The organism is Bacillus sp. RC51, from assembly GCF_044908115.1.
Taxonomy (GTDB): Bacteria; Bacillota; Bacilli; order Bacillales; family Bacillaceae_G; genus Bacillus_A; species Bacillus_A mycoides.
Genome location: NZ_JBIYCW010000001.1, coordinates 303559 through 317545, shown reverse-complemented (window position 1 = coordinate 317545; position 13987 = coordinate 303559). Strand labels below are relative to the sequence as shown.

Genomic DNA, 13987 nt, shown 5'->3' with positions numbered 1-13987 from the left:
TTCTTTAATAATCTATATGCTATGCCTGAATATTTGCGTAATCTTCAATATGCTCGTACTCTTTTTCCAATTCCTCTAAAGACAGCTCGTATAATTGTCGGTCGCGAATCTTAAACACCCCTGCTCCAATTAACTCATCAATTAAATGTCTCTTACGATTTTCAACAGCAAAACGGAGTTGAATACTCATCTTTTAAAAAACTCCTTTCTACGATCATTGAAAATGATAATCTTTATCAATTACCACTTTTGATTATAAAAGATGATTCTTAATAAGTAAAGTAATCTTATGAAATATTTACCTTACAAAGTATTTGTGGCCACATTATATATATGTATGCCACGCGAAAAATGTTATGACACTTTTTCATACCCTTTTTCTTTCATACTTTGCAAGTTGTCTCATTATGGTTAAATTCACCTTCTATTTCAACTTGAATGGTGACATGTTCTACATGAAATTTCCCTTTTAATACATCCGTTGCTTCTTTTAATACGCTTGGCGTTTCATTACCTTCGATAATAAGATGGCAAGTTAATACTTGAAAATCTGATGTTACAGACCATATATGTAAATCATGAACTTCTTTTACAATAGTAATATTTAATAATGTATTTTTCACCTCTTCAGCATCTATGTGCTGCGGTGCACCTTCCATTAATATATGAACTGTATCACGTGTTACACGCCATCCACTTATAATGACTAAAATAGACACAAGAATACTAGCAACCGCATCTGCAGCAGTCCATCCAAAAAATTTAATAAGTAACGCAGCAATAATCGCTCCAACTGAACCTAATAAATCGCCTAGTACATGTAAGAACGCACTTCTTAAATTTAAATTACCTTTCACATCTCCGCCTCTCATTAATATCCAAGCTGATACAATATTAATAAGCAGACCAAGCACAGCAATAATGAGCATTCCATTACTAGCGATTTCAACTGGTTCCTTAAAACGACGAATTGCTTCAATAAAAATATATACTGAAATGACAATAAGAACGACACCATTACATAATGCCGCTAACATTTCGACTCGCTTATACCCATATGTTTTCGCGGCCGTTGCCGTTTTTTCCCCAAGCTTGAACGCAAGTAAACTTAAAGCTAAGGATACTGCATCACTTAACATATGCCCTGCGTCAGACAATAGTGCTAAGCTATTTGTTACAAATCCGCCAATAACTTCAGCAATCATAAAGCTTGTTGTTAATAAGAAGGCAATTAATAACGCTTTTTTATTTTTTGAATGACCGTGATCATGTGAGTGTCCCATACAAATGCTCCTTTAAGTGCAATATCTGTATGTTAGTATGAAACACATTCCCTATCTTTATCCCCCATTAACGCCCGATAGTGAATGCTACTAATCCGTAAAAGATGAACAATACCCCACTGATTAAAGTTTCACTTTATCCCGCTTCCTCTGTATACAAACTTCGCTACTTTTCAAACAAGTCCTTTTTCTCAACTAAAAACAAGACTACTTCTTTTTTATTTTCATATTGTTTACTAATGAAAGAATTTTTAAGGGGGTTACAAACTTGAAACGACTATTTCTTTGCATGGAGCGTGAACTTGTTGTAGTAAAAGAACAATATGGTAACTATGAAACCACATATCATTTACAAAATATGCAACCTACCTGTATTGTGGTTGATCCATTCCAAACAAATCGTGTATATTGCGGCACATTTGGACGAGGTTTATGGCTAAGTGACGATGGCGGGGATTCATGGAGACCAATTGGAGATTCATATCGTTACTTTGATTTCCCTAAAGAGGATGGTATTTTACACTCTTCTATTACTTCTATAACGATAAGCTCAAATGAACAAGTTAACGGCTACGGCGTCGTTTATGTCGGCACAGAACCGAGTGCTTTATTCCGTTCAGAAAATGGCGGTGAAACGTGGACTGAACTTAAAAATATGAAATCATTATTATCTTCCTATACGTGGGCTTTTCCGCCTAGACCTTTTACACATCACGTACGCTGGATTACAGTTGATCCAAACAATCCAAATACACTCCATGTTTCAATCGAAGCTGGTGCTGTTATTCAAAGTAATGATAAAGGGCATACATGGATTGATAAAAAATTCGGTGCTCCTATCGATGCTCATCAATTACTCATGCACCCTGAAGCCCCAAATCGCCTTTATGCATCATGTGGTGACGGATTTATGGGCGGACCTGATCGCGCATATCTTGAAAGTTATAACAGTGGAAACAGCTGGATCTCATGTAGTGACGGACTTGAGCATCATTATTTATACAGTATGGCTATCGATCCAGCTGATTGTAATACAATTCTCGTTTCTGCCGCACCAAGTGCCGACCTTGCTCATCACCGTATTCCTTATGAATCTTATATTTATCGGAAAACGAAAGATACTCCGTTCGAGCAAGTGCAGCAAGGACTACCATCTGCAATTGGTACAGTCATTTCAATGTTTGCTACAAATCCAGCCGAACCACATACGTTTTACACTTTAAATAACAATGGCATCTTTCAATCCACTGATAGCGGTGAAACGTGGGAACAACTAAACATTACATGGAAAGAGGAATATAAAACGCAGCATCCGCATGCGTTACTCGTTACTAGTTTTTAACGAAAAAGAGACTGCCTAATGTTTTTAGGCAGTCTCTCTTTTATTTCTTTAAATCAATTACGATATCATCTAGAACAATATCTTTACTCTTCGCTTCTTTTTTCGGCACTTCAATTTTCTTCTCTTTTCCATTCACATATTCCACTCCACCATGATTTTCAGGTGTATGAACTCGCAAGTGCACACGAGGTGTAACGATAAGCTTTGTAGCATTTTCGTTCAGCTTTTGGAATGTAGCACTCCAACTACTTTTATGTGGTTCTGCTACTGTACCAGTTCCTCCATTTCCTTCACCTGCATATTTATTTCCTAAATCATCTTTTATTTCTAATTCCACATCCGCGCTATCCCATATACTTCGTAATGCCTTAGATTCTTCTTGATTGTAAAAAACGATAAAGGACATTGGGGTTACTTCCATTTTGTCTATATTTACTTTTATTAATTCATTTTCAGAAACCCTATTAACCTTTACTTCCGTACTATCCATTGCTTTTAAACTAAGCGCGAAATTCCAGTTCCCCTTTATTACATTACCTTCATAATCCAACTCAATTGCCTCTATATCCCACCAAACATTTGCAACATCTAACCTTTCACTACCATGACCACTCATCGTAGTCATACCTACATATTTTCCCTCTCCAACTTTTGAAACGTTCGAACTACCTCCTCCGCCATTAAAGCCCATAACTTGCGGACTTCCAAATAGGAACGGTTTCTCTCCTAAATCTTTTTCACTCTCAATAGAATATGTGATTGTAATTGTTCTACCATCGAACACAGCATCATTAATTGTAACTTTAACCCCATTACTCTCTTTCGTCATATTCAATTCAGTCGAAAACTCTTTATAATTTTCATGTACCCCTGTTCTACCATTATCTAAAAATCGGAATATGTCACCTACAATTGGCAATCCCCCGGCATATGTAGGGAACCCAATACCAAGCGTTGCAACTGATAATCCTACTAAAATAGATGCAGCAGCAACACCTTTTTTCCAAGTTTTCATCTTTTTCTTCGTACGTATAGATCGTTTTAAATTACGTTTCACTTTTTCTTTTTCAATTTCAGAAGTCTCAAGTTCTTTTTCATCTATATCAATATCATTTAATAGTTCATAAATGTCTTTCATATTACACTACCTCCAAAACTAATATTCGTAGCATTTTGTTGTAGTTTCTTTTTTCCCCGGTACACACGATTATCGATCGCCGCCCTGGTTAATCCTAACTTGTCACCGATTTCCTCTGTCTTCATACCGAGAAGATATTTCATAACGAACACCTTTTGATCTAACGGTTCTAATTGATTAATAAGCTTCAATAACTCTTCCCTATCTTCCATAACGATTAATTCATCTTCTGCCGATTTTTCTGTACTAATATGAAACTCATCTGAAATAATTTCTACTGTTCTAGTCGCTTTCCGGTAATAATCAATCGCCTTAAACTTTGCAATCGCTGCAATCCATTTTTTAAAATCACTCGGCTCTCCATGAAACTTATTTGCGTTATTCCAAATGGAAAGAAATATATCATTTACACATTCCTCTATCAATCCATCATTTTGAACTGGAAGAAGTACTTTGTGCGTGATTCCTTTTATGAGTGGTAAGTATGTATCGACAACAAATTCTAGCGCATCTTCTTTTTGCCGCTGTAATCTTTTTATAAAATTTTTCTCATTTGATTTCATGTAGCGATTCCCCTTATTTTTTTGTAAAAGCTTTTACACCCTATATAACGTTTTGGAAATTTTTTTCTCTCATCTTTTTTTATTTTTTGTATGTAATGGAATACTTTTCCTTAGCCATTGTCTCATATAAATATAAGCTTGAAGAAAATTTTCTCAAGTCTGTAATTCAATTAGTGTAGTACACTATTTATGCAGACACTCTTTAACCTGATGTACATTTCATTTAATTAATCTACTTTTATAATTTTAAATTAGGAGATGAGATATGTATGTGTGGAATTACAGGTTGGGTAGATTGGAAGAAAGATCTTTCAAATGAACATGTTATTTTAGAAAAGATGGCGAATAGTATTCAGCATCGCGGTCCTGATGCTGAAGGATTTTGGTTTTCACCTCATGCGGCTTTTGCACACCGACGTTTAATTGTTATTGACCCAGAAGGCGGGACGCAGCCAAAAACATTCCGTGCCGGTGATTATACGTATGCTCTTACTTATAATGGAGAAATTTATAATTTTCGTGAGCTGAGAGAACAGCTTCAAAAATGTGGGCATGCATTTGAAACTCATTCAGATACAGAAGTGTTACTACATGCTTATTTAGAATGGAAAGAAGACTGCGTACAACATTTAAACGGAATTTTCGCTTTCGCCTTATGGGATGATCAGAAGCAACAACTGTTTTTAGCACGTGATCATTTAGGCGTAAAGCCACTCTTTTATACAGAAAGAAATGACAGTATTATTTTCGGATCTGAAATAAAAGCATTATTAGCTCATCCATCTGTTCCTGCTGAAATTGATGCGGACGGCATAAATGAAATATTTGGATTAGGCTTATTTCGAACTCCAGGATGTGGCGTCTTTAAACATATTCAAGAAGTTCGTGCTGGACATTCTATAACATTCACACGTGATAAAAAAGTAGTTAAGAAGTATTGGAATTTAGAAAGTAAGATTCATACAGATTCTACTGAAGATACATCATCACATATTTTATCTATTTTACAAGATACAGTAAAAAGACAATTAATTGCCGATGTTCCTCTCGTTTGTATGTTATCAGGCGGATTAGATTCTAGTGGTATTACTGCACTGGCAGGTAAAGAATTTAGAGAGGAACACAAAACACTTCACACATATTCAATCGACTTTTTAAATAGCGCGAAAGATTTCGAACTGACATTTGCTCGTACTGGTTTAGATGCTCCTTGGGTAAAACGCGTTTCTGAACATGTAGGGACATCGCATCATGACATTATTGTGAATGCTGAAGAGTTAGCAAATCACTTATTCGTTCCCCTTCACGCGAAAGATTTACCCAGTGCTGGCGAAATGGAAACTTCACTTTATTTACTATTTTGTGAAATGAAAAAAGATGCAACCGTAGCTTTATCTGGAGAATCTGCTGATGAAGTATTCGGGGGATATCCTTGGTTTCATCAAGAAGAACTATTATATGTAGATAAGTTTCCGTGGTTAACAAACTGGAAAAACACATCTTCTCTATTATTAAACGACGTAACAACTCAATGTAATCCTGAGCAGTATATTAATAAACGATTCCATGAAGCTGCTCTTGAAGTACCTACTCTTGAAGGTGAAAGTAAAAAATCCGCGAAACAACGTCAAATGTTTTATTTATTTTTAACACGATTCCTTCCGTTCTTACTCGACCGTAAAGACCGTATGAGTATGGCTGTCGGATTTGAAGTTCGTGTACCGTTTTGTGATTATAGATTAGTTGAATATTTATGGAACGTACCTTTTAACGTCAAAAGTATTGATAATATTGAAAAAGGTATTTTACGTAGAGCACTGAAACCGGCTTTACCTGACGATGTGCGAAATAGAAGAAAAAGCGCTTATCCTACTTCGCAGGATCCACACTATTTACAAACAATCCGCAATTTAACGCTTGATATGTGCAGCAATAAAAACAATCCTGTTTTCTCACTCATTAACCATTCCATATTACTTGCAATTGCTGATCAAAGTAACAAAGAGATTACCAATTTTGAAGCAAGAAGTGCTATGGAGTATATGCTACAAGTAAATGAATGGTTAAAAACGTATCATATTCATATTGCTTAACAAAAAAGAGTTCAAGGACAAAAACCCTTGAACTCTCTTTCATTTATTAATTGGCACATTGTCTATTTTCAGTATCGATGGACCATCCAATAATAGTGGCACAATCTCTACCTTTCCACTGAAGTACATTTGTTAATACAGGCTCAATCTGTAAGCTATTTCCGTCGTGTAATATTTCTACTAAAGATTGATCATCATCAAACTTTAGTTTATCACACTCTAAAATACCATCCGTTGCCATTACAATGTGATTCTGACCTTTTTCTAATCCCCTTATCCCTGATGTAAAACAAGGTGTATTCGCTGCAAAAACATTTTTTCTTCCTATATACTCATAGTTCTTACGCTTATTTAGCCTACCTTTTTCATTTTTCGTTTGCTCTGAATGGAATAAGTACGCGAAGCAATCACCAACTGATAGCCAATATAAGAACTCGCCTTTTCGTAAACAAATTAAACATGCAAGTTCCTCATCATCTTGGTCACATTTCTCGATAAAGAGCTCATCTGTAAATAATGCTAATAAATACATATGTGTATGATGAAAAGCTAAATGGATTGGGTATGAAAATAACTCTTTTAGTTTTTCTTCTCTTTCTGAAATCGCTTCTATTATATAATGTATATTTTTCGTTTTATGATGTGTATCAAAAATCATAACAAATTCAAATTCTAATTTCGGATCCCACCAAGCTAGCACTGCATCTCCTCTTTCATATGCATCACTCTCTTGATTTCCTCCATATACGCCGACTGAAAGAGGACCACATTTTTCAACATGTATTTGATCTACATACATCTTTTCATGACTAATCCATTTAAATGTATTCACAGCTATCATCCTCTCTCTTGCTAAATGTATACCTTTACACATAGATTACCTTATATTTCAATAAAAATAAACTTTTTCAACATTTTTAATGAAAATAAAAGGATTTTACTTCTGAATCAACGAATATATCTTACTATGCGATATAAAAATAGGAGGATTTATCATTATGAAAGACATTAATCAACATTGGGAAAGTATTTATTATCACTTACGATATGAATATGAAGACAACCTTTCTCACCAAGCTATTCGTATTTTACAAATCGTTTCTCGTGAGAAAGATATAACAATTGGAAAAGTTGCTACTGAGCTTAGTCTCTCTCATAACACAGCATCTGAACACGTAAAGCGCCTTATTCAAAAAGGATTTATTATAAAAGAAAGAAACAAGCACGATGAAAGAGTTGTAAACCTTACTTTAACGAAAGAAGGCATTGAAGTATTAGAAAAGCATACTTTACTAGATAAAGAAAAGATAAAAATATTAGAATCACAGTTATCAAAAGAAGAACAACAATTAATTGAAAAAGCCTTTTCGTTATTAGCTAAGGAGGCAAAATATGCATTTCCTCGTTAAGGTCATCGTTTCGGCACTTATTATCGGCGTTATTACTGAAGTCGCTAAACATTATAGTACGATAGGCGGCTTTATCGCTGCCCTTCCACTCGTTAGTTTACTAAGCCTATTTTGGATTTCTTTCGAAGGTGGGAGTAAACAAGAATTAAGTCAATTCGCTTTAGGCGTATTATATGGATTTCCTGCATCCGCACTACTATTATTTATTGTTTATATCGGTTTAAAGAACTCCTTTTCACTTAGTACATCTATACTCTTCGGCATATGTGCCTGGTGTATCGTCTTTACTTGCCAAAAAGTATTTCAAGCTTAGGGGGAATTACTATTAATAGATCAATAGAGATATTTGGACAAACTGTAGAAGTATATATAAGAGGTAACAGTAAACAAACTGTAGTCATTCAAACAGGAATGAGTTGCTCATTTTATGATTGGCTCCCTATTATAGAAGAGCTTTCACAACACTTTACAGTTGTTTCATACCATCGCCCAGGTTACGGAAAAAGTGAGCTAGGAAATACTCCACGTACAGCAAGGCAAGTTACAAAGGAACTACATATGTTACTAAACAAACTCCATATTCACGAGCCAATCATTCTAATCGGCCATTCCTATGGAGGGTTATGTGCACAACATTTTGCAATGTTACATGAAGATAGGCTGCAAGCACTTCTTTTAGTTGATTCTACTTCCATGAACTTACACCGATTAGATGAGCTTCATTTACCAGTTTCTGATCAAACTGATTCTGATGATATGTGGCTACAAAAATATCATACTTACTCCAACATGGATGCAGACGCACTTTATAATGAACTAAAATCTATGCTCGTCAATACAACAAAACAGCATATCAAATTTTCTACCTCTCCTTCATTATATAAAGCGACAGCTTCTGAACTGTCCGAGTGGAAAAATTGTGCTCGCTTAATAAAAAAACAACATAAAACATTAGAAATACCATTAATTGTTATCGGTAGAGATCCTCAATATTCTATTGCTCAATTAATTGAGGGCGGTATGCCAAAAGAAGAAGCTACACAACTTGAAGATATGTGGCAAGAACTTATTCGTGAACAATTAAATCTCTCAATAAACAGCCAATACATTTTGGCTGAACATGCTAGTCATGGGATAGAAAACGATCGTCCAGATGCTATCATTGAAGCCATTCACTTATTGTAAATAAAAAAAGGAAGCAACTAAAGCTGCTTCCTTACTTATCTATTCATAGTCTTCTTCGTCATCATCAACTTCTTCATAATACGAACTCCCATTGCTTACATATATAGGACCATTCGCAACATCAATACGTAGTACCCATGCCCATGGCACAGCTAAACGTTTATGTATTGCTCTCCAAAAGTTCATTGATTTTCTTTCGTACTCCTGGAACTCCTGAAGTAACTCTTTATAGGAGGAACCGTCTAACTGAATATTTGCTTCTAATAAACGAGAATGGGCATAGTACTGTAACTCTAGTTCAGCAGCAATCTCCATTTCTTCTTCCGTTGCCATACCTATAATTGCTCCATCTGCTGGTGCGATTTCATATACGTTGTGAACTTCAATAAGCCCTTCTTTCTCTTTCTCAAACATGTAAACAGCCTCCTTTAACCAATATTTTTTATGTTACAAAGTCATACTTCTACAATACTTTCTCTCTTTCCTCTTTTTTTGATAAACTTTTACAAAATGTTTATCCGATGACCTGTTTTCTCTACTCTTTCAGCAGAAATGAAACGATTATTATCAAAAGTTAATTTATACACATCAGGCATATGAAGGGTTTTCCAAAACTGAAAACCATATTTCGAATCAAAATAATTCATTAGTAATACCATAATATTCCCATGAGTACCTATTACAATATTCTTACCCTTATATTTTTTTAATATACTTTGCATACATATTACAGCGCGTCTTTGCGCTACATCATTTGATTCTCCATCTTCGTATGCAAAAGTCCAGTCTTCCCATACCTTCTGAATAGCATCGTTAAAATCTGTTACTGGCTCTTTACTTAATAACCTTTCCCGTAAATCTTCTTCCAGTTGTATTGATAAATTATATTTATTCGCAATTCCTTGCACAGTTTGAATCGCCCTTTTATACGGGCTAGAAATAACAACATCAATGTTTTTATCCTTTAACAAACTTGTTACATTACCTGCATCAATCTCTCCTTCTTCAGATAAGGGACGTTCCCTTTCTTCCTTTGTATATGTAGAGTGAGCGTGGCGAACGAAATATACTGTAGTCATTATTCAACTTCCTTTCTTAGTTTCAATCTATATTCCATGCAGTAAATAGGAAATCCTGTATCATGAATAGAAAAGAGCGCCTTTTAAAAAGCGCTCTTTTGTTTACATAATAAAATTATTCCATTATAACTTTCTTCTGAATTCTTCATCTGTTATAGCATCTTGAATAAAATAATCTATATTATTTCTCAGCTTTTGATATGCAACTTGATCTTCTATATCGTTAAACATAATTACAACTTCTACCTTATTCCCTTTCTTATCTGTAGTATACAAACTTTTTGTCAATACGAATGTGGTAGAACCACCTTTTTGACCAGCATATTCCAACTTACTATTTTCAACTGTTCCTTTAAAAACATTATCAATTTCATCTTGCATTGATTTTGGAAAATAATTTCTACTATTTATCTTTTCCATTAAACTCAAATAATCTTTAGCATTTGCACTCACTAATCGATCTGACCAAATACGCTGGAATTCCATATCTATTTTTAATGGTATATCACGTTTCTTCCATTCACTTTCATCTTTCATCCATTCATGTATTTGTAACACGTGTTTATTATATTCATCATTAGACATGTTACGTATCATTTCTAACGATTGATTTTCTGACTCATTAAGCTCTTTTTCTACATACCCTCTCATATATAGTGAAGCAGTATACGAAGAGAACTTGTCATGACTAGTAAGCTCTAACTCTTTTAAACTATCATTTACTCTTTCTATTCCAAGCTTATCTAACAAATATGTTGTATTCGCATTAGAACTATAATGAATCATCCCTTTAGCCACTTCTTCTAAAGCAATCTGTCCATTTTGCACTAACTCTCTCACTTTTGAATCTTCTAACCAGTCAGGATGCGCTCCACCATCAGTGTTTTTAACATAATATTTTTCTAAATCCTGCAATGAAATTTGTTCATCACGGCTTATCTTTCCTTCTGACACTTGCTTAGCAAACTCAACTGCTATGACGATTTTTGCCGTACTCGCTAATGGCAATTTTTTATTTTCATTTATAGATGTTACTACTTCACCGTTTTTTCTAATAAGTAATGAACATGTTTCATCATCTTTATGTTCTTTTATGTACTTTAATACGTAATGAGGATCTTCTTTTGACAAATAGTACTTCATAATAAAAAAGAAAGCTATAACAGCTACTACAATCACTCCTGCAACAATTCCTATAATCTTTAATATGTTCACAATATGCCCCCTTCTATATAATAATTATAACGAATAAAAATACAAAATTATACAAAACAGAGTAACTCTTCCTAAAAAAAGAAAGAGTTACTCTATTTCACATGATGTTATTTGTCCATTTAACGTAACAACTATATTTGAGTCGTCACTTTCTTTAACTCTATTTAGTCGATTTGAGTTAGGAGGACCAATTACAACCGACTCCTTAATTGGCGAAAGGTCCTTTCCTAATTTTTCTGCACTTACACCGTATGCAGCTTGAAATACTTCTGGCGGTGTTAATCTAAGTATGTCTGATCCTTCTGCTGTTTCAAACTGATCGTTATTGAAAAACAAATGTAATTGTACTTCTTCTGTTACCGCTGTAATCCAATGCCACCATCCCATTGGAATAAAGACCGTTTGCCCCGCTTTCACATGATAATTTTGCAATTGATTCGTTTCGGGATTTAAAATGGATGTAACTACTTCTCCTGATACAACAACATCTAATTCCCACGCATTCGGATGCCAATGTGGTTCCCGCATATGCCCTTTCGTCATAAATAAATCAACAAACGCCCCTCCTATCATCGCAGGTAACTGCGTTGACGTAACTTCATATGCAACGTTTTTCTCATCTCTTTTAAAAAAGACATTTTTTCTCGAATCAAAGAAAAGAAAAGGTTTGGAGTTCCTGAGCTTTTCTTTAAATTTTTATTACCTGGAACATAACCTGAACTACTCATTTTATCCCTCTTTTCCACTCCGAACATTTCCATCTGCACACTGTATCGTATGGAAAAAATGTATGTATGTGCCTAATCATTCACATAACAAAAAAACATGCCTTCATGATGAGAGCATGTTTTGTGATTTTTTTCACATTATTTAGTTGAAAAATAAACTTTTTACTTACCATGATGTAACATTAAATCACTAAGTTCTTCTTCAATGTGATTTAATTTCGCAACTCCTTCTTTCCACTTATGAATATAACGCGATACCCCGACAATAAATAAAACAATAATTGTAGAAAGAATAATACCATATACGATTGTTACAGTACTCATAGTTACACTTCCTTATAATTAGTAATGTTGTTATTAGTTATATTTTTATTATAAACCTTTTTCTTTTAAATTACTTCGATTTCAACTTTTTGTAACAAAATTGATTTTTCTAATATTTCATTCATAAAAATGGCATATTTTTCACAAATTATACAAAACTTCACCATATGTACTATTACCACATGAGTTATATTGTTAAATAGGATAAAGTGAAATTTTAGTCAGTACGGGGTATCTATCCCACACTGATTATTAGCCCGCACCAACCAGGATTTTACGGACCGTTACTGTGGGATAAAGGGGATGAAATACTATGACGACTTGGTTTATTGTAATGTTAGTTGTATTTGGAGCATTTAAAATTATTGTTTCTAGCCTTCCTAACTCTGCTATTGAATCCATTATTAGCAAGTACGAAACACATCCACAACTTGAGGAAGAGAATGTGACTGTTACAATCAATGGAAATAACTTAGAAGGCGAAAAGAAATCCAAAATTATTCATGATTTTAACGAAGGATTATTTTTAGATCGCTATTATGCACCACCACACAATGAAGGCACTCCTTTAATTATCAATGCAAAACGTGGCAAAAAAGATTTTACATTTTATATTTATAGTCATGAAGAGCATGTTGATGTAGTAAAACAACATAAAAAGAAGGTAGTTTCTTATAGTTTACGCTCTAAAAACCTTCAAAATAATGATATGTTCGTGTCAGCTGATTTAGCTTAATACTCATATATTAGAAGAAGGAATCCATGGCACATGGATTCCTTCTTTCCTATTTACTGAAAAATAAGCTCTGTCTTCAAACTATCTTTCGGTAACAGCCATCCTTTTTTCTCTATACTCGCCATTAATAATTCTCTTTGTTTTGTCGCGATACTTTCCTCAGTTGTTTTAAACGACACTTCTATTACGAAGTCATCTTCTATCTTCCCGGTATTACTTAATGGCCAAATTTCAATATTCGTTTTTATATTTTCAAATTCACCTGTATACCGTTTCATTAATACAGGACCATAAATGTGAGAATCCTTGAGCATCTCTTCTCCCCAATTCGTATACAACCATTTGTTCATTTTCCCTGGCAACTTTTCTATTAACATATTTTGAGCAGCTTGTTCATTTGGTAAATCAAGTACCCCATATCCTTTAGCACTGTAACTTTTCTTATTTGAAATACTTAATGTTTTCTTCTCAAATCCCCAATCTATTTCTGCCTCATAGTTATCAGTTTTACTATCAAATCCATCCTTCTTAGCTACTTCTAATACATCTTGAATCATAACATTTTGAATCGGGTATCTCTTTTTATATGTTAGCTCAAAATCTTTACTAAATTCTTTCTTTCGAATCCTTGCAAACCAACCTTCATTACTTAAACTTTTATTCGCTGTATCTAAAAATTGCACTTGTATTCTTTCATAATTTGTACCAGCCTGGAAATGTTCTAGTACCTCTTGCTTCATCTCTTTGTTATAACCTAATACTTGTTCTGGCTTTAATAATAACTTCACTTCAAAACTAGGTTTCATTGGACTGGCGGCAAAGCCTTCCTTAACGTTATAAAGGAAACAACAAAAGAAAATACTTACGAATACAAATACTTTTTTCATATACA

General features: G+C 34.2%; 17 protein-coding genes and 1 pseudogene. 6 read left to right on the top strand and 12 right to left on the bottom strand.

All coding sequences use genetic code 11. The features are described 5' to 3' along the window. Window positions 1–19: 19 nt before the first annotated feature. Both fbpA and ABH959_RS01680 read right to left on the bottom strand, forming a co-directional pair. Complete coding sequence (gene fbpA, locus ABH959_RS01685; protein ID WP_113938060.1) at window positions 20–190, bottom strand: Fur-regulated basic protein FbpA; 171 nt, start codon at window positions 188–190, stop codon at window positions 20–22. Window positions 191–383: 193 nt separating this feature from the next. After that, window positions 384–1283 (bottom strand): cation diffusion facilitator family transporter, encoded by a 900-nt coding sequence (locus ABH959_RS01680; RefSeq protein ID WP_113938059.1) that lies wholly within the window; start codon window positions 1281–1283, stop codon window positions 384–386. A gap of 268 nt (window positions 1284–1551) precedes the next feature. Between ABH959_RS01680 and ABH959_RS01675 the strand changes: the two genes are divergently transcribed. Then, window positions 1552–2625, top strand: coding sequence for a beta propeller repeat protein (locus tag ABH959_RS01675; RefSeq protein ID WP_113938058.1), 1074 nt, complete (start codon window positions 1552–1554; stop codon window positions 2623–2625). Between the two features lie 40 nt (window positions 2626–2665). On the opposite strand, the gene ABH959_RS01670 is transcribed toward ABH959_RS01675, so the two are convergent. After that, on the bottom strand, window positions 2666–3763 hold the full coding sequence (locus ABH959_RS01670) for a DUF4179 domain-containing protein (RefSeq protein ID WP_404492204.1): 1098 nt from the start codon (window positions 3761–3763) through the stop codon (window positions 2666–2668). Continuing rightward, window positions 3760–4326 carry a sigma-70 family RNA polymerase sigma factor gene (locus ABH959_RS01665; protein WP_088292890.1) on the bottom strand — a complete coding sequence of 189 codons (567 nt, stop codon included), beginning with the start codon at window positions 4324–4326 and terminating at the stop codon, window positions 3760–3762. The genes ABH959_RS01670 and ABH959_RS01665 overlap by 4 nt, the downstream gene beginning before the upstream one ends. Window positions 4327–4595: 269 nt before the next feature. Here ABH959_RS01665 and asnB point away from each other — a divergent pair, with 269 nt between their 5' ends. After that, entirely contained in the window at window positions 4596–6419 is a 1824-nt protein-coding gene (gene asnB, locus ABH959_RS01660; RefSeq protein ID WP_404492203.1) for an asparagine synthase (glutamine-hydrolyzing), read from the top strand. Window positions 6420–6465: 46 nt separating this feature from the next. Here the strand turns inward: asnB and ABH959_RS01655 are convergent, their stop codons facing one another. Continuing rightward, window positions 6466–7293 (bottom strand): PP2C family serine/threonine-protein phosphatase, encoded by an 828-nt coding sequence (locus tag ABH959_RS01655; protein ID WP_404492202.1) that lies wholly within the window; start codon window positions 7291–7293, stop codon window positions 6466–6468. A gap of 124 nt (window positions 7294–7417) precedes the next feature. Here ABH959_RS01655 and ABH959_RS01650 point away from each other — a divergent pair, with 124 nt between their 5' ends. Genes ABH959_RS01650 through ABH959_RS01640 form a run of 3 tightly spaced genes read left to right on the top strand, consistent with a single transcriptional unit; the run spans window position 7418 to window position 9013 of the window. Then, window positions 7418–7828 (top strand): MarR family winged helix-turn-helix transcriptional regulator, encoded by a 411-nt coding sequence (locus ABH959_RS01650; RefSeq protein WP_002030991.1) that lies wholly within the window; start codon window positions 7418–7420, stop codon window positions 7826–7828. Then, on the top strand, window positions 7812–8141 hold the full coding sequence (locus ABH959_RS01645) for a DUF3147 family protein (protein WP_002086410.1): 330 nt from the start codon (window positions 7812–7814) through the stop codon (window positions 8139–8141). The genes ABH959_RS01650 and ABH959_RS01645 overlap by 17 nt, the downstream gene beginning before the upstream one ends. Next, a complete protein-coding gene (locus ABH959_RS01640; RefSeq protein WP_404492201.1) occupies window positions 8093–9013 on the top strand; it encodes an alpha/beta fold hydrolase in 921 nt (306 codons plus the stop codon). The genes ABH959_RS01645 and ABH959_RS01640 overlap by 49 nt, the downstream gene beginning before the upstream one ends. Window positions 9014–9052: 39 nt before the next feature. On the opposite strand, the gene ABH959_RS01635 is transcribed toward ABH959_RS01640, so the two are convergent. The 6 genes and pseudogenes from ABH959_RS01635 to ABH959_RS01610 all read right to left on the bottom strand — a co-directional run bounded on the left by ABH959_RS01635 (window position 9053) and on the right by ABH959_RS01610 (window position 12541). Beyond that, a complete protein-coding gene (locus tag ABH959_RS01635; RefSeq protein ID WP_000461761.1) occupies window positions 9053–9427 on the bottom strand; it encodes a hypothetical protein in 375 nt (124 codons plus the stop codon). An 89-nt stretch (window positions 9428–9516) separates the two neighbouring features. After that, on the bottom strand, window positions 9517–10092 hold the full coding sequence (locus tag ABH959_RS01630; protein WP_113938052.1) for a histidine phosphatase family protein: 576 nt from the start codon (window positions 10090–10092) through the stop codon (window positions 9517–9519). A gap of 123 nt (window positions 10093–10215) precedes the next feature. Then, a complete protein-coding gene (locus ABH959_RS01625; protein ID WP_113938051.1) occupies window positions 10216–11307 on the bottom strand; it encodes a serine hydrolase in 1092 nt (363 codons plus the stop codon). Window positions 11308–11394: 87 nt separating this feature from the next. Further along, a pseudogene (locus ABH959_RS01620) lies at window positions 11395–12035 on the bottom strand (cupin domain-containing protein). 162 nt (window positions 12036–12197) lie between these two features. Further along, window positions 12198–12359, bottom strand: coding sequence for a hypothetical protein (locus ABH959_RS01615; protein ID WP_000109008.1), 162 nt, complete (start codon window positions 12357–12359; stop codon window positions 12198–12200). A 65-nt stretch (window positions 12360–12424) separates the two neighbouring features. Then, entirely contained in the window at window positions 12425–12541 is a 117-nt protein-coding gene (locus tag ABH959_RS01610; RefSeq protein WP_269481863.1) for a multidrug transporter MatE, read from the bottom strand. A gap of 131 nt (window positions 12542–12672) precedes the next feature. Between ABH959_RS01610 and ABH959_RS01605 the strand changes: the two genes are divergently transcribed. Next, window positions 12673–13095: a YfmQ family protein gene (locus ABH959_RS01605; protein ID WP_113938049.1), complete on the top strand. Its 423-nt coding sequence runs from the start codon at window positions 12673–12675 to the stop codon at window positions 13093–13095. 53 nt (window positions 13096–13148) lie between these two features. Here the strand turns inward: ABH959_RS01605 and ABH959_RS01600 are convergent, their stop codons facing one another. Beyond that, window positions 13149–13982, bottom strand: a complete 834-nt coding sequence (locus tag ABH959_RS01600; RefSeq protein ID WP_404492200.1) for a hypothetical protein — start codon at window positions 13980–13982, stop codon at window positions 13149–13151. Between the last annotated feature and the right edge of the window lie 5 nt (window positions 13983–13987).